This is a genomic window from Streptomyces violaceusniger Tu 4113 (assembly GCF_000147815.2).
In the GTDB taxonomy this organism is placed as follows: domain Bacteria; phylum Actinomycetota; class Actinomycetes; order Streptomycetales; family Streptomycetaceae; genus Streptomyces; species Streptomyces violaceusniger_A.
The window spans coordinates 5,427,375-5,443,417 of the sequence record NC_015957.1; the positions used below are offsets into that span (position 1 = coordinate 5,427,375).

19 protein-coding genes are annotated in these 16,043 nt (G+C 69.6%); 11 read left to right on the forward strand and 8 right to left on the reverse strand.

Annotation, left to right across the window (positions count from 1 at the left end; genetic code table 11):
- Positions 1–105: 105 nt before the first annotated feature.
- Positions 106–696 (reverse strand): TetR family transcriptional regulator, encoded by a 591-nt coding sequence (locus STRVI_RS22445; protein WP_043236348.1) that lies wholly within the window; start codon positions 694–696, stop codon positions 106–108.
- A gap of 125 nt (positions 697–821) precedes the next feature.
- On the opposite strand from STRVI_RS22445, the gene STRVI_RS22450 reads away from it, so the two are divergent.
- Positions 822–1,733 (forward strand): SDR family oxidoreductase, encoded by a 912-nt coding sequence (locus tag STRVI_RS22450; RefSeq protein WP_014057922.1) that lies wholly within the window; start codon positions 822–824, stop codon positions 1,731–1,733.
- 68 nt (positions 1,734–1,801) lie between these two features.
- Here STRVI_RS22450 and STRVI_RS22455 read toward each other — a convergent pair whose 3' ends face one another.
- The 3 genes from STRVI_RS22455 to STRVI_RS22465 all read right to left on the reverse strand — a co-directional run bounded on the left by STRVI_RS22455 (position 1,802) and on the right by STRVI_RS22465 (position 2,989).
- Positions 1,802–2,092 carry a hypothetical protein gene (locus STRVI_RS22455; protein ID WP_014057923.1) on the reverse strand — a complete coding sequence of 97 codons (291 nt, stop codon included), beginning with the start codon at positions 2,090–2,092 and terminating at the stop codon, positions 1,802–1,804.
- Positions 2,089–2,373, reverse strand: coding sequence for a hypothetical protein (locus STRVI_RS22460; RefSeq protein ID WP_014057924.1), 285 nt, complete (start codon positions 2,371–2,373; stop codon positions 2,089–2,091). Before STRVI_RS22460 ends, STRVI_RS22455 begins: the two co-directional genes overlap by 4 nt.
- A 181-nt stretch (positions 2,374–2,554) precedes the next feature.
- On the reverse strand, positions 2,555–2,989 hold the full coding sequence (locus STRVI_RS22465) for a nuclear transport factor 2 family protein (protein WP_251982715.1): 435 nt from the start codon (positions 2,987–2,989) through the stop codon (positions 2,555–2,557).
- Positions 2,990–3,065: 76 nt separating this feature from the next.
- On the opposite strand from STRVI_RS22465, the gene STRVI_RS22470 reads away from it, so the two are divergent.
- Positions 3,066–3,527 carry a MarR family winged helix-turn-helix transcriptional regulator gene (locus STRVI_RS22470; protein ID WP_014057926.1) on the forward strand — a complete coding sequence of 154 codons (462 nt, stop codon included), beginning with the start codon at positions 3,066–3,068 and terminating at the stop codon, positions 3,525–3,527.
- 113 nt (positions 3,528–3,640) lie between these two features.
- Here STRVI_RS22470 and STRVI_RS22475 read toward each other — a convergent pair whose 3' ends face one another.
- Positions 3,641–4,174 (reverse strand): allene oxide cyclase barrel-like domain-containing protein, encoded by a 534-nt coding sequence (locus tag STRVI_RS22475; protein WP_014057927.1) that lies wholly within the window; start codon positions 4,172–4,174, stop codon positions 3,641–3,643.
- Between the two features lie 535 nt (positions 4,175–4,709).
- Here STRVI_RS22475 and STRVI_RS22480 point away from each other — a divergent pair.
- From STRVI_RS22480 to STRVI_RS22500, 5 genes are all read left to right on the forward strand, one after another.
- Positions 4,710–5,393, forward strand: coding sequence for a DUF998 domain-containing protein (locus STRVI_RS22480; protein ID WP_150112908.1), 684 nt, complete (start codon positions 4,710–4,712; stop codon positions 5,391–5,393).
- 127 nt (positions 5,394–5,520) lie between these two features.
- Complete coding sequence (locus STRVI_RS22485; RefSeq protein WP_043236351.1) at positions 5,521–5,769, forward strand: hypothetical protein; 249 nt, start codon at positions 5,521–5,523, stop codon at positions 5,767–5,769.
- Positions 5,766–7,034 (forward strand): MFS transporter, encoded by a 1,269-nt coding sequence (locus STRVI_RS22490; protein ID WP_014057931.1) that lies wholly within the window; start codon positions 5,766–5,768, stop codon positions 7,032–7,034. Before STRVI_RS22485 ends, STRVI_RS22490 begins: the two co-directional genes overlap by 4 nt.
- Before the next feature lie 120 nt (positions 7,035–7,154).
- Positions 7,155–7,478 (forward strand): IS5 family transposase, encoded by a 324-nt coding sequence (locus STRVI_RS22495; RefSeq protein WP_014057932.1) that lies wholly within the window; start codon positions 7,155–7,157, stop codon positions 7,476–7,478.
- Positions 7,479–7,622: 144 nt separating this feature from the next.
- Positions 7,623–8,669 carry an amidohydrolase family protein gene (locus STRVI_RS22500; RefSeq protein ID WP_014057933.1) on the forward strand — a complete coding sequence of 349 codons (1,047 nt, stop codon included), beginning with the start codon at positions 7,623–7,625 and terminating at the stop codon, positions 8,667–8,669.
- Between the two features lie 53 nt (positions 8,670–8,722).
- Here the strand turns inward: STRVI_RS22500 and STRVI_RS22505 are convergent, their stop codons facing one another.
- Entirely contained in the window at positions 8,723–9,550 is an 828-nt protein-coding gene (locus STRVI_RS22505) for a class I SAM-dependent methyltransferase (protein ID WP_014057934.1), read from the reverse strand.
- A gap of 75 nt (positions 9,551–9,625) precedes the next feature.
- Between STRVI_RS22505 and STRVI_RS22510 the strand changes: the two genes are divergently transcribed.
- Entirely contained in the window at positions 9,626–10,024 is a 399-nt protein-coding gene (locus tag STRVI_RS22510) for a hypothetical protein (RefSeq protein WP_014057935.1), read from the forward strand.
- A 32-nt stretch (positions 10,025–10,056) separates the two neighbouring features.
- Here the strand turns inward: STRVI_RS22510 and STRVI_RS22515 are convergent, their stop codons facing one another.
- Both STRVI_RS22515 and STRVI_RS22520 read right to left on the reverse strand, forming a co-directional pair.
- Positions 10,057–10,824: a PIG-L family deacetylase gene (locus STRVI_RS22515; RefSeq protein WP_014057936.1), complete on the reverse strand. Its 768-nt coding sequence runs from the start codon at positions 10,822–10,824 to the stop codon at positions 10,057–10,059.
- Between the two features lie 58 nt (positions 10,825–10,882).
- A complete protein-coding gene (locus STRVI_RS22520) occupies positions 10,883–11,503 on the reverse strand; it encodes a TetR/AcrR family transcriptional regulator (RefSeq protein ID WP_014057937.1) in 621 nt (206 codons plus the stop codon).
- Positions 11,504–11,742: 239 nt separating this feature from the next.
- Here STRVI_RS22520 and STRVI_RS22525 point away from each other — a divergent pair, with 239 nt between their 5' ends.
- The 3 genes from STRVI_RS22525 (at position 11,743) to STRVI_RS22535 (ending at position 15,958) form a co-directional block, all read left to right on the forward strand.
- Positions 11,743–12,615: an SDR family NAD(P)-dependent oxidoreductase gene (locus tag STRVI_RS22525; RefSeq protein WP_014057938.1), complete on the forward strand. Its 873-nt coding sequence runs from the start codon at positions 11,743–11,745 to the stop codon at positions 12,613–12,615.
- A complete protein-coding gene (locus STRVI_RS22530) occupies positions 12,612–14,687 on the forward strand; it encodes an acetate--CoA ligase family protein (protein WP_014057939.1) in 2,076 nt (691 codons plus the stop codon). Before STRVI_RS22525 ends, STRVI_RS22530 begins: the two co-directional genes overlap by 4 nt.
- A 98-nt stretch (positions 14,688–14,785) precedes the next feature.
- Positions 14,786–15,958 carry an acyl-CoA dehydrogenase family protein gene (locus tag STRVI_RS22535; protein ID WP_014057940.1) on the forward strand — a complete coding sequence of 391 codons (1,173 nt, stop codon included), beginning with the start codon at positions 14,786–14,788 and terminating at the stop codon, positions 15,956–15,958.
- The last annotated feature ends 85 nt before the right edge of the window (positions 15,959–16,043 follow it).

Below are 16,043 nucleotides of genomic sequence, written 5' to 3' on the forward strand. Positions count from 1 at the left end.
GTGCTCGGAGTGCGTGACCTCGGGTGCGGTCCGGCCGTTGTGCCTTGAAGTCGCGTTCGGGACGCGGTCCAGTCACGACGATCGGTAACCGCGGGCGGGGCCGTATCAGCTTCCGGGGCATGCCTTCATCAGTGAGGCGGTCGTCAAGAGGGCTCGCAGGTCGTCGAAGGCTCGGGAGAGATGCGCGTCCAGGCTCTGTGAGGGGTCGTCGATCCAGGCCCCGGCCGCTTGGTGAAAGGCGGCCCAGCCGGTGTGAGCGGCCAGGCCGGCCGGCCGGTCGGCGACACCGCGCTGCCGCAGCGCGTCCGCCACGCCTTCGGTGAGCGACGCGGCCTTGGCCAAATCGCGTTCGCGGAGCGCTGGTGTCTTGGCGATGACTTCCAGCCGCGGTTCGGAGAACGGGCGGTTCTCCTCCAGGATCCGTCCGGCCTCCCGGAAGGCGCGGAGCAGTATCTCAAGGGGCTGCAGACCATCGGGCGCTTCGGCCACCGATTGCATCAGCGCGGCGCGCAGGGCGGCTTCGCCATGGAAGAGCACCTCGCGCTTGTCCGGGAAGTGCCGGAAGAACGTGCGCTCGTTGACGCCGGCCCGGGCTGCGATCTCAGCCGTGGTGGTCTGGTCGAACCCCCGCTCCCGGTACAGCTCCAGCGCCGCCTGCTGAAGACGGCGGCGCGCTTCCAATCCGCTCCGTGGCACGCCCCGAGTCTATCGCGTTGTGTCAGTGACCGACACCACATTGCGCCAGTGACTGGCACTACGCGTAGAGTCAGTGACTGGCGCTAAGTAGTGCCAGTCACTGACATTAAGTGGGAGAGCGTTTCATGCATGTCTTCGTTACCGGCGGTTCCGGCCTGACCGGCCCCGCCATCGTCACCGAGCTCGTCGCGGCCGGCCACACCGTCACCGGTCTGGCGCGCTCGGATGCCGCCGCCGCTCGGCTGGAGTCGCTGGGCGCCACACCGCACCGCGGCTCCCTGGACGACCTCGACAGCCTGCGGAGCGGTGCCGAAGCCACCGACGGCGTCCTGCACATGGCCTTCGGCGGCGACTTCGCCGACCCCGACGACATGATGCGGCGCGACCGGACCGCGATCGAGACACTCGGCCGAGCCCTGGAACACTCGGGCAAGCCGTTCGTCAGCACCTCCGGCACGCTGGTCATGCCCCTCGGCCAGGAAACCACCGAGAAGGACGAGCCCGACCCGGCCGGGATCGCCGGATTCCGGATCCCGGGCGAGCGAGCGTGTCTGGGCTTCGCCGCGCAGGGCGTACGCACGAGCGTGGTCCGGCTCGCTCCCACCGTCCACGGCCCCGGGGACTACGGCTTTATCGGCATGCTCGTCGCCACCGCACGAAAGACCGGCATGTCGGCCTACGTCGGCGACGGCGGCAACCGGTGGCCCGCGGTGCATCGGCTCGACGCGGCGAGCCTGTTCCGCCTGGCATTGGAGAAGGCTCCCGCGGGCAGCGTGCTGCACGGAGTAGCCGAAAGCGGCGTCACCCTGAAGAGCATCGCGGAGACGATCGCCCGAGCCCTCGATCTGCCCGCGATCTCGCTGACCCCGGACGAGGCTGCCGCGCACTTCGTAAGCCCGTTCATGGCCACCGTCTACGGCATCGACGCGCCCGTCTCCAGCTCGTACACCCAGGAGCTGCTCGGCTGGTCGCCCACCCGCCCGACACTGCTCGACGACCTGGAGCATGGCGATTACTTCGCCGCGCCGGCCTCCTGACCGCCTCGCGCCGGGGGCCGATAAGACGCCGCCCCGGCCCGTTGCGTGACGTCAGCGAATGAGGGACGTCAGCGGAACCAGACCAATACGGGGACGCGGATCTCGCGGAGTTCGGGGAGTACGACGTATTCGAAAACGATCGGCTCCCCGCCGATCTGCAGGCTGTACCGGGCGCCGAGGTCGTCCATCGGGTCGCCCGGCGGCCGCCGGTCGCGGTCGATCGCGCCGCCGACTTCGAGGGCCAACGCGCTCAGGAAGTTCACCACCTTCTTGGAAAGGTCCGGTGGCATGTCGAGCAGCGTCTGCGCGGGGATCTCCTCGGTCCACACCGCCCAGCCGCGGCGCGGCTGGGCGGTCATCGGCTGATTCCCTCGAGCTGGTCGGCGAGGTCCTCCACGGAGACCAGGCGGGTGCCGGCGGCGGCGTTGGAACGGCTCTCCGCGGCGCCGGGAGCGCTGTCGAGCATGGCCGCCTTCCACCACTTGCGCATGATGCCGGGAACGGTCTCCTCTTCAGCGGCCAGGACCTCGGCGTAGAAGTGGGCCCGGTTCGCTCCGGTCAGCGCATCGCCGATGCCGTTGATCGTGTTCGGGATCGCCGGGATCCTGCGGTCGGTGGGGTGTTCGGGCTGTGCGCTCATCTCCGAGTTCCCTTCCCCGCATCGGGTGTGAGGTTCTGCGGCCCCAGCCGAGACGCCTTCGGTCGGGCTCGGGTCATTCTCTCGCAGGACGTGCGCTCCATGGGGCGCAGTGGGAGATCAGGGTAGTCGGTGGGTCGTACGGGAACGCGGCACCGCTCCCGAGCGCCGGCGCCGCGCGGTGTCAGCGAGCGCTGCCCATGTTCCGGTCGGCCTCGGTGCCCTGCAGCATGAGAGTGGTCTCCTCGATGCGGCGGAAGCGCCCGTCCGGGGCGAACTCGGCGAAGAGGTAGACCTCCGTGCGCACGGTGGAGCCGTCGGTCTTCGCGACGTCGATGACGTGACGGTCCGCGTAGCGGTCGCCCTGCACGAGTTCGTCGAGGACCTGTACCGATCCGCCGGCGACGATCGTACGCAGGTGGGCGATGTGGGCCAGGAACTCGCCGCGGTCGTCCCAGCGGCCCTCGGTGCGCTGGCGGTAGTCGGGGGTGAAGTGCCGGTCCACGGCCTCGGCCAGGTCAAGGCCGGGCGTGAAGAGCAGGTCGGTGAGGGCTGCGGCGATGTCGGTGCGGAAGGTGGCGGCGGCGGCCATGACGGTGCCCTTCGATAGCGGAAGCATGGAAAACTGCGTGCGCCAAGCACGCATCTGCACCGTACCGCATATTGCGTGCGCAGCGCACGCTAATCTCTGAGGCATGCCAACCGATGTGGGACACGAGATCGCCGACGCGCTGGGCACACTGCTCAGGCGCAGCACCCGTGAGCAGATCTACCGACGCCTGACCGAGGGCCTGGGCGAGGCCGTGGACGAGGTCACCTACCCCGTGCTCAGCGGCCTCGCCCGCACGGGCCCGCGCAGCGCCGCGGGCCTCGCCGACGAGATCGGCCTGGACCGCTCCGGCGTCACCCGCCGCGCGACCCGCCTGGAGGAGGCCGGCCTGCTACGCCGTGAACCCGACCCCGCCGACCGGCGCGCCACTCTGCTCGCCCTGACCGAAACCGGGCGACAGGCCATCGAGGCCACCCGCCAGCGCCTCGCCGCGCATATCGAGGACTCGCTCGCCTCCTGGCCACCCGGCGAGGCGCGGATCTTCGCCCGCCAACTCCACCGCTTCGTCCACTACGGACCCTTCACCGAAGAGCGACGAAGTGGATGAGACCTCCGCCGCCGTACGGGCGGGCGGGCACGCGCGGCGGCTGGGGGCGGCCGGGGGGCGGCGATCGGCTGGATCGGCGTGCCGGGCGGCCGGACAGTGTCGCTGTCGGAGGTTCAGGCCACCACGGGCCCAGCTCCGCGGATGAGATGGACGGTGAGCTGTGTTTCGGTGTCACTGGTGTTGACGGCGTGGATGAAGCCGTGGGCCGTGCGGTAGCGCCCCGTGCCTCCGGTGATGGCCAGGGTGATGTCACCGGGGCCGGCGCCGGTGATGGCGAACACCCCCTGCACGGTGAGCTGGCCCTCGGACAACGAAAGAGTGATCTGACACTGCAGGTCACTCGAATCCATGGGGCCGGTGCGGGTCACTGTGCAGGCCTCGTCGAATCGGCCCACCGTGACGTTGGAACGCAAGAGGTCCCCACTGACGATGAGTTGGTCCCCTTGGCTGTTCCCGGGAGGGGCCACGTCGACGGAGTGGGTCTGAGTGGGCCTCACCGTCAGAAGGAAGACTTCTTCACCATGGCGAGGCGGCAGGGGGCCGGTGGCGCCTGCGGCCGGTGCGGCGGCCACCGCCAGGGGCGCGCAGCAAAGGGCAGCCGCCAGGCCGGCGGCCGCGCTCAGAGCAGAACGTTTGACGTGTGACATGGCGCTTCTCCCGCGAGAGCGTGGGGCGGCCAGTGACCTCGTGCCACCTGAGGTGCCGATTCCCAGGTCAGCATCCGGTGAGTGACGCACCACAGCTACTTCAGTTGGGCATCCAGGTGATCACTGGTCGGCGGTCGCCGGGAACGGTGGGCAGAAAGACCCGGGCCGCCACTTCGCGAGACACAACGTAGGAGGTCAGGGCCGCCGGGACCGCCGCACTGGGGCGGGCGGGCGCGTTCCGGTTGTAGATATATGCGACTGTGACGCGCGGAACGCGTGCTTCCAAGCTGCGGCCGTGCCACACTGAGGTTGGCCCTCACCGCATCCCCCGTCGGTGAGGGCCACTTTCGTTTCCCGGCCCCCGGGAGCCGGTGATGAACCCTCAATTCCGCTCTGCCCGCAGTTCCGTGCACCCCTTGAGACGCGGACAGAGGTAGGGGCTGCCCCACCTCGCCCCGGGGGCTTGCCGGAGTGTTTCAGGCCCACGCCGCATGATCCGCTGTATGCACAATCATCGTGCGAAAGAAGGCGGACAGTGAAGGTTCGAATGGGATATTCCGCGTGGGTGGCGGGTGTGGTGCAGTTCTTCGCGGTCCATTTGTTCGTCGAGTCGGCCTGGGCGCGACCGTACAGTTGGGCATGGAACAACATCAGCGACTTGGGAAACGCTCACTGCGCTCTGCAGTCCGATCCCGAGCCACGCTATGTCTGCTCGCCCGAACACGCCGCGATGAACGCCTCGTTCATCGCGCTGGGAACGCTGCTCGTCCTCGGCACCGCCCTGACTGCCACTCTGTGGTGCCGAGGCGCCGCCTCGGCCGTGACCCGATTTCTGTTGGCCGGTGCCGGCGTGGGTTTTGTCCTGGCCGGGCTGGCACCCGCGGACGTCCATGAGAACCAGCACGCCCTGGGCGCCCTCCTCATCATGGGAACGGGCAACATCGGTCTTCTCCTGGCAGGAGCCAGGCTGGCGGAAGATGTTCCGGGTCCCCTGCGCTGGGGGACCAGGCTGCTGGGAATCACCGCGCTCACGGCCTTCGGGCTCTTTCTCTCCCGCCACTATCTCGGCCTCGGTATGGGAGGCATGGAGCGGGTCGCGGCCTTTCCCCTCTTGGCGTGGGCGCTGGTTGCCGGCAGCCGCGGCTTGTTCCGCCAGCAGACCCGTACGCCGGACACCACGCCGGAAATGCGCATCGCACAGGTGCCCCACGGACAATGAGACTTCCTGGCCGACTTCTGCCTCGACGGGCATGGCGCCGTAAGTGCGGCCTGTTCCAACGGCCATTCGGGCAGGGGGCGTTGATATGAGTCGGCCAGTGACGTTTTCTCACTGAAGATCACTTCCAGTGGCAGTTGAGAGCGAGGGCTTTGAGACCGCCGTGGAGTTTCCGGGCGGACGGGTCGAGAACCCCGTTGAGATCCCCAAGGACGAGCAGGGCAAGACGGCCGAAGCGCGCCTCGGCGATGCCCGGTTCGTCCTCGACGAGCGGATGGACGGCCCAATATCCTGCGCGAAGTATGGACTGGAGGTTCCGGTCGGCGGCGGAGGCCCAACACTAATGATCACCGGGGTCACCAGGGAGCCCGCAACGTGACCGGCACCACGGAGGCCCTTGGCGGGTCGGCTGCAGTTGACAATGCAGCACGAAGTGTCACGCGCCCGTTCTACGTATACGCCGTGCTCGCCAACACGCTGTTCCAGCGCGGCGTATTCGTCCTCTTCCTTCAGCAGCGAGGCTTCTCCGCCGGGCAAGTGGCCCTACTGCAGACACTGCTCTACCTGGGCAGCGGACTTGCGGAGTTGCCGACGGGAGTCATCGCCGACCGAATCGGCAGGCGTGCCAGCATCGTGATCGGCCAGATGCTGATAGCTGGATGTCTGCTCGGCCAGGGGACGTTCTCCAACTACTGGGTGTTCCTGACGCTGTTCATCGGGCAGGGCGTGGGCATGGCATGTGTGTCCGGCTCGGACACCGCCCTGCTGTACGACCTGCTCGTGCGTCGTGGTGCAACGGCCAACTACGTCAAGATCAAGTCCCGGTTCACCATGCTCGGGACGGTCACCTCGGGAGCCGCCATCGTCCTCGGCGGCCAACTGCAGCAGATCTCCTGGGGAGTCGTCTACGTCGGTTCGGCGGCGTGCCTCGCCCTAGCCGTGGTGGAGCTGATGTCAGGGGTGCCCGAGATCCGCGGCGCGGACGCGGTGGACGAGCAGGACGGAGCCGAGGAGCACGGCGACGCCACAGCATGGCGGGCGATGCTTCGGGTCGCCACGCCGGCGCTCGTGACGCTTGTCGTGGTGTCCGGATTGATGCATGCGACTTTGACGCCGTACATCATCTTTGCCCAGAAGACCCTCTCCGATCAGGGAGCGGGCACCGCATTGGTCAGCGTGGTCATATCGGCGGGATTCTTCGCTGGCGGGCTCACTCCGCTGCTGTCGGACCGCGCGGACCGGCGCATCGGGTATCGGGTCATCGTCCCGGTGTCCCTCCTGACGCTCGCCGCGGCACTCGGCCTGAGCGGCCTCGGCCTTGTCTGGGTCACCATCGCCGCGTTCCTGGCCCTGGTCGGGATTCCCGAGATCACCGCCGTGCTCGTGGACAACGTGTTCAACGAGGCCGTGCCGTCGCGCCACCGGGCGAGCCTGCTGTCGATGATCGCATTCGTGGAGTCGGCGCTCATCGGCATCGGCTATCTCGTCCTCGGCGCGCTCATGGACGGGCTGGGCTCCAGTGTGGGCATGGCCACCTACGCCGCGGTCCCCCTGCTGGCATGTCTCCTGTGGCTCCCGGTGCTCTTCCGAGGGGCACGGGTGACCACTGAGATCGAGAAGCCCGCCGACCAAAAGGCATCCTGAAACAGACCATCTCGAGCAACGCCCTGCCCGATGGCAGGGGCGCGGCGCGGATAAGGTCATGGCGGTCGGACCAGCGCCGGTAGAGCACTGGGCGGCTGGTTCCGGCCGCCGTACGACAGCGTGCTCGATGTCCCGCTCCACATCGTGGTGCACCTCTCCCGGTTGCTCGCCGCGCATCGCCGGCGCCTCAACACGCCCCGTGGGTCGCGGGTCCTGGGCACATTCCGGCAGGCGGTCATGGTGCTGCGCTGGTTCCGTGACCGCGGCTGCGTGCACTGCCTGGCCAGGGACGCCGGAGTCTCGCAGGCCACCGGCTACCGCTACCTGCACGAGGCCATCGACGTCCTCGCCGCTCAAGCCCCCGACCCGCACGAGGTGTTGAAGACCTCCGTGCCCTCGGCGAGCGCACCGCCGCCGAGCTCAAGGAACGCTGGCGCACACTGAAGCGCGTCACCCTGAGCCCCAGTCGAATCGGCGACATAGCCCGAGCCGCCCTCGCTCTCAACTGCCACTGGAAGTGATCCTCAGTGAGAAAACCTCCGTAAGATCGACGAATCGGCCCGTGCGGATACGAGGAGGCGCTCGCCGGTGGTACTCCAGGTGCGCGGCGTCGTGTTGCCGGAGCGGGAAGAGCGGTCCTTCTGGATTGACGGGGACCGGCTACGGACCGAACCCGTCCCCGGCGCGGATCTCGTCGTCGATGGCGGATGGCTGCTGCCTGGCCTGGTCGACGTGCATACGCACCCGGGCACCGAGGACATCGATGTCCCGTTCAGCGACGACACACTTCGCCGGCACCTGACCGATCACCGCGACTCCGGCGTACTGCTGGTCCGGACACCCGGATCCGCCGCGCGCATACCGGGCTGGGTGGACGAGGAGCCGGAGATGCCGCGGGTGCGCTCGGCCGGACGGTGGCTGGCCACTCCGGGCCGCTTCTTCCCCGGCTTCGGGCGTGATGTGAGTGAAGCGGATCTGGTGCGGGCGGCCGTCGAGGAAGCCAAGGCGTCCTCGGGCTGGTGCAAGGTCATCGTCGACTGGAAGTACGACGAACCGGCGCTGCCCCAGGACGTCCTCACCTCCGTGGTGCAAGCCGTACACGCGGTCGGCGGCCGGGTGGCCGCCCACTGCCAGACCGCCGACGGCAGCCGCCGTGCCGTTCAAGCAGGCGTCGACAGCCTGGAGCACGGCATGCACCTGGACCCTGGCCTGATCGGTCAGATGGCTTCCCAGGGCACCGCGTTCGTTCCGACGCTCAGCGTCTTCGGCGCCGGAGCCGACCGGAGGCGCGCCGAGGAGCCGAGCGCACGGCGCGACTGGTGGCTGGCCGGCTGGGAGGGCATGCTGCCGAACGTCCGGGCCGCAGACGAAGCCGGCGTCACAGTACTGGCAGGCACTGACAGCTTCCCCTGCGGCAGGGTCACATCAGAGGTCGAATGGCTGGTACGCGCCGGCCTGTCGGCGGAAGCAGCTCTCGGGGCGGCATCGTGGGCGGCCAGAGCATGGCTGGGGCTGCCCGGACTGGTCGATGGTGGCCCCGCCGACCTCATCGCCTATGACACCGATCCGACTCTCGACAGCTCCGTTCCGGCCCACCCCAGTCGCATCATTCTGCGCGGCCGAGTCATCACCTGAAGGGCGAGCTGAGGTGTCAGATGTGTGTGCGGTGGGCACGGCCGGAGCGGCGCCTACCGACGTGCGGGGGCCGTTCGTGACACCCGCAGCTCCGTGAGATACCGCTTGGTGACCCGGCCGCCGTACCGCCTGTCGATCAGCCCGGCGATGCACTCCAGCAGCCCCTCCCTGGCCTCAGGCGGCAGCGACCGGTGGCCGGAGTAGGTCCGCAGCACTGCCAGGTACTCCGCCGTGGTGTACGTCAGGTCCCACTCATAGCGCCGGAAGTCGACAGGTCCGAACCGGCCGCTGCGTGCGACCTCATCCGCGTGATCCGAGGTGTCGACGTCCGCTGCGGCCGGAAGCCGCAGCCCCGGCGGGGTGGCCGGATCGAAGCGCTCGTAACAGTCCTGGACCTCGACGAAGAACTCTTCGCTACCGCCCGCCACATGCTGCGTGGCGACGACGGCCAGGGCGCCACCGGGCCGCAGCGCGTCGGCGGCCTTTACCAGCCGCACCGCCGGGTCGATCCAGTGGAACGCCGTCGCCGAGACGACCGCGTCGAACGGCTCCTCCGGCATCGGCCACGTCTCGAAGTCCGCCGTCACGATCTCCACCGTTTCGAACCCGGCCAGGTTGCGCCGGGCGACGGCGGCCATGTCCGCGCCCAGCTCGACGGCCGTGATCCGGCAACCACGCTCGGCAAGCGGCAGGGTCGCCTTGCCGGTGCCTGCCCCTACCTCGAGGACACGACGGCCGGGGCCGGTGCCGGCCATCTCCGTGAGGTCGTCGAACAGCTCGGGCGGATATCCGGGCCTGGCCCGGTCGTACAGCTCCGCGTCCTCGTCGAAGATCCGGCTCAGGTGGACACGGCGCGTTTCCTCAGGCGTGTCGTCGCGCATGGCAGCACACTAGGCCCGTCCGGCGCGCATCAGGCGCGGATCGCGTCCACAAGAGCAACGGCTAGCGTCCGGCGTGTGAACGACAGTGTGTACGTGGGCCATGCGGGCAAGGATGCGGCACTGGACCGGGGGTGGCTCCTCGGGCACTTCAAGGACGTTGGCGACCCGCGCCACAGCGAGGCCGTAGAGATCAAATGGGGCGTCCACCCTCGTGGCGACGAGCGATCGCAGTGGGTGGAAGGAGAGGAACGCACGGCTCTCCTGGTTCTCATCAGCGGCCGTTTCCGCGTTGAGCTCCCCGGGCGCAGCGTTCTTCTTGAAGAGCAGGGTGATTACGTCGTGTGGGGGCACGGAGTCGACCACTCATGGTTCGCGGAGGAGGAGTCGGTGGTGCTGACTGTTCGATGGCCGTCCGTGCCCGGCTACGCAGTGGCGGAGGAGAGTGGGGCGCGACCGGCACGACCGCAGAGCTGAGCGCGAAAGAGCGTTGAGGCGGTTGATACCGCTCAACAGCCTGGCGTCAATTGAGTCTGGGTTGCCGCCGTGGGGACGAGGTCGCGGCGGATGTACCACTCAGTGGACACCAGTTTCGCTCGGTCGGTTGGCGGGAGTGCCGCAAGCCGCCCCGGCAGCGCTCCCCGCGCCACTTCGGTGCGGTGGGCGAGTACCGCGCCGATCTTCTGTTCGAGCCAGGGACTGACGTCAACCGTCGCGGTGACCCACTCGTCGGGGACGCTGTGCATCGCCCTGCCTTCCCGGACCAGGTGTGCGCCCAGCGCCTGTGCGGCCGAGTGTGGGTGCGTGGCCAAGTAGAGGGCGCTCGGCTGCCAGGGGGCACCGGTGTCCGGGTAGAGCCGGTCCAGCCCGGCGGCCTCGACTGCGAGCGTGGTCACCCTGTGGGTGTGGAGATGGTCCGGATGGCCGGTCAGCCCGCCATAGGCGTCATGGGTGACGACGATGTCGGGGCGGAACGAACGGATGTGGATGACCAGCCGACGTACCGACTCATCGAGCGGCGCGTCGCAGAACCGGACGCTGCCCGGGGCCGACTGTGGCGCCCGGGCGTCGGCGTAGCCGAGCATCCGTGGCGCGCCGGCGCCGAGGATGTGGAGCGCATCGGCCAGCTCCGCGGCGCGTTGGGTGTCCTCTGCCCAGGTCGCCGTGACGACGGCGGTTCGCGCTCCCGCGGCCGCGTGCTGGGCGAGCACGCCACCCGCCGACAGGGACTCGTCGTCCGGGTGCGCGAAGACAGCGAGGAGGCTCGGAAAGGCCATCGCCAGGTCACCTTCCAGTAGGGCAGCCGATACCGCGCGGCGTCGTGCCGGGTCCGGCTCAGCGTGCGTCGGCCACCAGCTCCTGGTGGACGAAATCCACCAGGAGTTCGCGCATGGTGCCGATGGTCATGCCCGGCACTCCGGTCAGTACCTGGATCGCCGCGCCGTCGGTGAGTGCGGTCAGCCGCAGCGCTACGACGTGCGGATCGGCGTCCGCGTGGAAGATTCCCTGCCGCTGGCCGCGCTGGACGATCCGGCGGACGGTCTCCTGCCAGCGTGCGTAGTACTCGTTGTGGGCCGGGCGGAACTCGGGGCGGATGGTGGCCTCGGCCCAGTACTGGAGCCAGATGGCCCACTCGTCGCGGACCTGACCGACCCGTGGCAACTGCATGTCGATCAGTTTCAGCAGCCGCTCGTGTGCGTTGTGAATGGCGCGCAGTTGGGTGGACTGGCGGGCGAAGGCCCGGTCGACGCAGTACTTGAGGGCCTCTGCCAGTACGTCGTTCTTCCCGGGGAAGTAGTAGTGCACCGTGCCGGTGCTGGTGCCGCAGACCTTGGCGATGTCGGAAATGCGCACGGCGTGGAAGCCGCGCTCGGCGATCAACTGCCACGTGGCGTCGAGGATCCTCGCCCTGCGGTCCTCATCGCTCCTGGGCTCCGTCTTCGTGCCGGTGCTCACATCGTCTCTCCATTCCTCGGGCCTGGCTCCCCGTTCGCGCCAGCACTCAGCGTCTGGTCACGACGCTCAGCGTCCGGTCATTCTGACTTACGCGTCAGCTCCTCAGCAAGTCCCGTGACCACGGTGAACTCCCTTCCCTCCCTGGGAATTTTCTCGCCGCACCCCCTTGACGTCAGTCTCGCCCGGAAGGCTAACTGACGCATCAGTCAAACCTTTGGCACGCCGATCGAGGAGGCTCTGTGCGGACTGATCAACCCGTGCCGCCGGGCAGCGGGCTACGGCCGGATATCCACACCGGCAAGGTCGCGCTGGTGACCGGCGGAGGCACCGGCATCGGCCGGGCCACCGCACTGGACCTGGCCGCAGGTGGGGCGCGCGTCGTGATCTGCGGGCGCCGCCCGGAGCCCCTGGCCGAGGTGGCCGATGAGATCGAGGCCCTCGGCGGCTCCTGCGTCACGGTGTCCGCGGACATCCGCGAGGAGGGCAGCGCCACCACGGTCGTCGGCCACGCACTCGAGGCCTTCGGCCGCATCGATGTCCTGGTCAACAACGCGGGCGGGCAGTTCTCGGCGCCCGCCGAGGAGATCAGCCCGGGCGGCTGGCGGGCCGTGCACCGGCTCGCCGTCGACGCCACCTGGGCGATGACCCGCGAGGTCGCCCGCCGGTCGATGATTCCGCAGCGCTCCGGCGCCGTGTTCTTCCTCGCCTTCTCTCCGCGCCGCGGCATTTCCGGCTTCGCCCATGCCGCCTCCGCGCGGGCCGCGGTGGAGAACCTGGCGGCCGGGCTCAGCCTGGAGTGGAGCCGGTACGGCATCCGCACCGTGTGCGTGGCCCCCGGCACCATCGCCACTGGGGGTCTGGACGACCACTACACCCCACAGGACCGGGAACGCTGGGAGAGGTCGGTGCCGCTGGGCAGGCTCGGCCGGCCCGAGGACGTCTCCGGCCTCATCTCCTTCCTCGCCTCCCCGCAGGGCTCCTACATCACCGGCACCACCGTTGTGGTCGACGGCGGAGCGGACGCCTGGGGTGCCGGGCACCCCGTTCCCGCCCTCGCCGCGCCGGAACCCGACCTCACCACGCCGGACTCGTCCCCTAAGGATCACCCATGACCCTCTCGGCCACTGAGCGGCGCGTTCCGGAACGCGACCTCGGACCGCTGTTCTCGCCGAACGCGGTCGCCATCGTCGGAGCCAGCAACGACCAGACCAAATGGGGCAACTGGATCAGTGTGCAGGCCCTGCGCATGCGACAGCGCCGCCCGGTATACCTGATCAACCGCCGTGGTGAACCGGTGCTCGGCGAGCGCGCCTACCGCTCCATGGCCGCACTCCCCCAGCGCGCCGACCTCGCGGTGATCGCCGTCCCGGCGGCCGGCTTCGAGTCGGCTGTCGAGGACGCGCTCGCCGCCGGGGCGCGGGCCATCGTCGGCATCACCGCGGGTTTCGCGGAACTCGGCACGGAGGGTGAGGCGCGGCAGACGGCGCTGGCCCGGCGGGTGCGCGAGGCGGGCGCCGTCCTACTGGGCCCCAACTGCCTGGGGGTCCTGGACAGCGGCAGCGAACTGTATCTGTCCTCCAATCCGCTGCCGCCCGGCCCGGTGGGCCTGATCTCGCAGAGCGGCAACATGGCCCTGGAACTCAGCCGGATCCTGGCCGAGCGGGGGCTCGGCTTCTCCCGCTTCGCCTCCCTCGGCAACCAGGCCGACATCACCGTCGCCGACCTCATCCGTGCGTACACCGTGCACCCGGAGACCAAGCTGATCGCGGTGTACAGCGAGGACTTCGGGGACGGCCGCGACTTCGTGGCGGCGGCTGCCGAGGCCACCACGATGGGCAAGCCCGTGGTGCTGCTCACCGTCGGCGCCAGCGAGGCGTCCGTACGCGGGGCCAAGTCGCACACCGGGGCGCTGGTCAGCGACAGCTCGGTGATCGACGCGGCCTGCCGGGCCGCCGGGATCGACCGGGTGGCCAGCCCCCGTCAGATGGCCAGCCTGCTGGAGGCGCTGCATCTGTTCGGCGCGGCCCCCGCCCGCAGAGTGGCGGTGCTCGCCGACGGCGGCGGCCATGCCTCGGTCGCCTGTGACCTGGCCGAGCAGTACGGGTTGTCCGTACCGGAGTTCGATCCCGAGCTGTCGCGGCTGCTGCGCGGCCATCTGACGCCGTCGGCGGGGGTGGGCAACCCGGTGGACCTCGCGGGCATGGGTGAGCGGGACGTCACCTCCTTCGCCCGGGTGCTGGGCGATCTGCTCGACGCGCCGGACACCGACTCGGTCCTGATCACCGGCTACTTCGGCGGCTACGGCGAGTACAGCGCCGCCCTGGCCGCCGCCGAGATCGAGACCGCCGCCGAGATGGGCGAGCTGGTACGCGACCGCTGCAAACCGGTGGCCGTTCACACCATGTATCCCTACAGCGACGCCGCCGAGGAACTGCAGCGACGCGGTGTCCCCGTCTTCCGTGCCATCGAGGAAGCGGCACGAAGCCTCGGGATGCTGGCCCGGCGCACCGCCGCCGACCCCGCGCTGCGGCCCTTGCCCGACCCGCTGCCGCCGGTGGCGGACGACGGCTACTGGAGCGCACGCGAGCTGATCCGCGCCGCGGGTGCGCACTTCCCGGCGGCGCGCCTGGTCACGACCGTGGACGAGGCGGTGGAGGCGGCCCGCGAGATCGGCGGCAGGGTCGTGGTCAAGGCGCTCGGCCTGCTGCACAAGTCCGACTCCGGTGGTGTCGCTCTCCGGCTGGAAGGCGATGCGGCGGTCCGTTGTGCCGTCGCCGACATGGCCGAGCGACTGTCTCCGCCGGGGTACTGCGTCGAGGCCATGGCGGATCTGCGCGATGGTGTCGAATTGATCGTCGGTGTCCGGCACGACCCCCGGTTCGGGCCGGTCACCATGCTCGGCCTCGGCGGGGTCACCACCGAGGTGCTGCGCGATGTGGCCTTCGCGCTCGCCCCGCTCACCCCCGGTCAGGCCCGTGAACTCCTGGGCCGGCTGCGCTCCGCGGCCCTGCTGCACGGCGTGCGTGGCCGCCCCGCCGTCGACCTCGACGCACTCGCCCACACCATCGCCGTCATCACCGAAGTGGCGGCGGCCCATCCGGAGATCGCCGAGCTGGAAGTCAACCCGCTGCTCGCCACGCCGCGCGGATGCCAGGGCCTGGACGCCCGCATCGTCCTGGGCTGACACCCATACGGCCGACAGCCACCGGCTGACACCCACACGTAAGAGCGCTCGCTCGCGCCACATCAACTCGCGCGCGCCACATCAACAGGAGGAACACCGTGGAATTCGCCCTCAGCCCCCGTCTGGCCGAGCTGAAGCAGCGTGCCGCCAGCCTGACCGGCAAGATCATGCAGTTCGAGGACGAGTGCGAGGCCAACAACGGTCTGCCGCCCGAAGCCCACGCCGTCATCCGCGACGAGGTGCTCGCCCATGGCCTGCAGGCCATCAACATGCCCGCCGACTGGGGCGGCGCGGGCCTCACCATCCTGGAACAGGTCGTCGTCCAGGACGAGTTGGGGAAGCTCACCAACGCCCTGTGGGACGCGGTGTGGCGTCCCGCCAACTGCCTCAGCGCCTGCACTCCCGAGCAGCGCGAGCGCTACCTCGTCCCGGACATCGAGGGCCGCCGCCGCGACGCGGTGGCCATCACCGAGGAACACGCCGGCTCCGACCCCTCCGGCATCCGCACCACGGCCACCCGGGACGGCGACGGCTATGTCCTCAACGGCGAGAAGTGGTTTGTGACCGTCGGCGACGCGGCGGACTTCCTCATCGTCCTCGCCTATGTGCGGCCGGACAACGAGCCGACGATGTTCCTCGTCGACAAGGACACTCCCGGCGTCTCCGTCAAGCGCACCCCCCGCTACACCCACACCTTCGTCTACGAACACCCCGAGTTCCTCTTCCAGGACGTCCGGGTCGGCCAGGACGCCGTCCTCGGCAGGATCGGCGAGGGGTACGACCTGACCCGCGACTGGTTCACCGAGGAGCGGCTGATGATCGCCGCCCGCACCATCGGCGCCGCCGAGCGCGCGCTGCGGCTGGCCGTGGACTGGGCCAAGGAGCGTGAGCAGGGCGGGGATGTGCTGATGAACCGTCAGCTCATCCAGGGCATGATCGCCGACTCGGTGACCGAGATCGCCACCAACCGCGCCTTCACCCACCAGGTGGCCTGGGAGTTCGACCAGGGTGGCGACCGCAAGACCCTGCACGCCAAGGCCGCCACCGCCAAGCTCGCCGCCTCCGAGGCGTCCAACCGGATCGTCGACCGCTGTGTGCAGATCTTCGGCGGCCGCGGCTATATGCGGGACATGCCGGTCGAGCGGCTCTGGCGCGAGCTGCGGGTGGACCGGATCTGGGAGGGCACCTCCGAGATCCAGCGGCTGGTCATCGCCAACGAGGTCGGCAAGCGCGGCCTGGACGATCTGCTGTCCTTCACCGCCGGGAGCTGACCGGCACCATCCGGCGGCAGGGGCCGTACGGCCACGCCCACGGCCCCTGCCGCCGACCACCCCACTGTCGCCGCCGCACATGTGG